Origin of the sequence: Succinimonas sp. (genome assembly GCF_045225735.1) — a bacterium.
Lineage (GTDB): Bacteria > Pseudomonadota > Gammaproteobacteria > Enterobacterales > Succinivibrionaceae > Succinimonas.
Genome location: NZ_JBGVBR010000297.1, coordinates 1 through 2493, shown reverse-complemented (window position 1 = coordinate 2493; position 2493 = coordinate 1). Strand labels below are relative to the sequence as shown.

The 2493-nt window shown below is 52.7% G+C and carries 2 protein-coding genes; both read left to right on the top strand.

Annotated elements, in window-relative coordinates:
- The coding region (locus tag ACJROR_RS10740) for a WYL domain-containing protein (RefSeq protein ID WP_406547053.1) at positions 1 to 2123 on the top strand (2123 nt) is incomplete at its 5' end.
- A gap of 56 nt (positions 2124 to 2179) precedes the next feature.
- Positions 2180 to 2398, top strand: coding sequence for a hypothetical protein (locus tag ACJROR_RS10735; RefSeq protein WP_406547052.1), 219 nt, complete (start codon positions 2180 to 2182; stop codon positions 2396 to 2398).
- Positions 2399 to 2493 lie beyond the last annotated feature (95 nt).

Sequence of the window (2493 nt, the reverse complement as noted above, 5' to 3'; positions counted from 1 at the left end):
TCTGTGCCCAGACTCTCAATGACGAAATCGCCTGGTACACCCTTACAACCATAAGTAACAGGCAGGTGGTGGAATTTACCGTGCTAGAGCCCGACGAGGCCCTCTATACCTATTCCAACCAAAATAAACTCATCGTGACCATGCTGCCCCTCAAAATCCTCACCTCCTGCTTCAAGGGGCGGCGGTATGTCTTCGGGTATATCATCGCCGAAAGACACTATCTTCCCGGCGCTGATATGCCCCGGCCGGTCAGAAGCGGCGCCGCATCCATTCTGCTTGACAGCATCACCGAGATCAGGCTCCCGGAAGATAAAATTTCAGCTCCGGATCTCCCGGATGACCTGTACGAAACTTCCATAAAATGGGGCAGCCGGACGGTGATCCGGGATCCTGACGAAAGGGAAAAATACGGCCCCCGGGACAGCGGCCTCATTGAAATTAATTTCAAAATCAAAATTGAAAATGATGCCGACAGGGATCCCGAACGGAATCACTCCATCCGAAGACTCCGCCGGGAGCGCCGGAACGGCACTGTGGAGGTCACCGGACAAACGGGAGATGCTATGTATGCCGTTTACCGGACAGAGGCTCAGGACGAGGACGAGCTCCAAAGCTGGGTTAAAACCTACCTCGGGAGAATTTCCGGACTTAAAACCAATAGAGAGCGGTTCCGTAAAATCTTTTTTGATGATCTCGCTAAAATGCTGCGGCTCTACGGTATTATCGAACCCGAGGAAGAGCTCTCCGGAAAAGTTAAGAGCGTTTACCATCAGGATCCGGAGGAGAATGACTCCGAAAACAACACCGAAAGCAATAAATGCTTCAATACCTCGACCGCGGATCCTGGGATATTTTCAGAATACTATGGCATCTTTGCGGAAATTACCCGCCAAATACTGAATACCTGCCGGGAACACATGGTAACCCCCCCTTCCAAAAAGCAGGTGTATTTCCTGAAACAGGATATTACACACATCATTGTCCAAACCGCCGAATCCCACGGTCTTAAATTCAAGGTATGGGAGCATTACAAAAATTATTTTGCCAATGACCTGTTTCCGGATTACGTGAAAGCCAAGTCCTCAGAATACCTGAAGCTTAATCCCGGAATCGACCTCGCTCATCTTATAGAGCTCCCCCTGACCCAAGCGGAGCTTTCCTGGCTTTACACCGCCCTCAAAGATCCTCTGGCCGAACTCTTTTTCACTGAAAAGGAATACCAAAAAATCCAGTCTGAAATGCTGCCTTTCCTCAGGGAGGAAAACAGTAAAAAGAATCCCAATGCAGGCACCGCGGAGCTCTGGAAGCCTGGCTCGCTTTTTGACCCGGACACCCGGGATACGCCGTTTGTTATCATAGATGCCGAAAAGGAGGGTGATCCCGTGGTAACACCGGGACACACTCCGGAAGCCCGGCAGAACTACATCAGGAATTTCCGCCTTCTGAGAGAGGCTATCTCGCAGCGGAAGTTTGCCAGCGTCACCTACACCCCTGTCAAGAACGGGGTAAGCCGTAAGATCGATTTGGCCCCGCTCCGGCTGGAGTTCTCCCTGAAAAACGCCAAATTCCGGCTTTTTGCCGTTAACGCAAAAGAAGACGCTCTCCAGAACACCACGATTAATCTGGCCACCGTGTCATCCGTGGAGATCCTGAAGACCTGCCCCTGGAACCCCGCCATCGAGGATACCGGAAAGTTTCTGGAAGACCAAAAACGGGACTTCCGCTTCGCCGTGGTGCGGGTAACCCAGGATCGCAACAGCATTGTGCGGTTTTTGACGGAGTTTTCCTTTTACGACAAGCGCGCCTGCTTCGATGAGAAAACCGGCACCTGCCTCGTGAAGCTCCTCTATCCGGAGGCAGACTGGCGGGAAATCGTGATCAGAATTCTGGGCTTCGGGGCTATGGTGAAGCTGGAAAGCGGCGCGGCGTTCCTGGCTCTTCTGAAGCGGAAAGGCATCCGTCCGGAAAAGCTGGACTTTACCGCCGTAACCGTGACCGAGGAGCAGGATGACTATCAGCGTCTCCTTAATGAAATTAAGGAACGTATCCGGCAGCAGCTGGTTCTTTACTCCGCGACTGATGCAAATCTCGAGGATGATCCGGCCGGACAAGGTTCCGGCTGAAGCCCCGGAATCGGCCCTGTTTCCGGATTGCCAAAACTGTCTTAAGGAGCTCTGAAATGCCCGAAAAAGATACCCCGCCTCTCGGCAAGTGTCCCCGGTGTCAGTCCGAGGATCTGGAGCTGATCCCTGAAATTCCCCTGCCGGATAATCCCCTTTCCCGGCTCCTGAAGCCTGTTTTAAGGAAGCTCCCCTCCGGAAATCATCCGCCGGCCCGGGGGCATTATCGGATTAAGTGCCGGAAGTGCGGCTATGAGTCCCTGCTGATGGCAGGATAGCCCTTACGGCGGCCCCGCTCTTTTAGAGGCATACACCGGCTCTCTTGGTGTACAATAGCAGCAACGGAATAAAATAATGGCTCTGTTATAGAGGA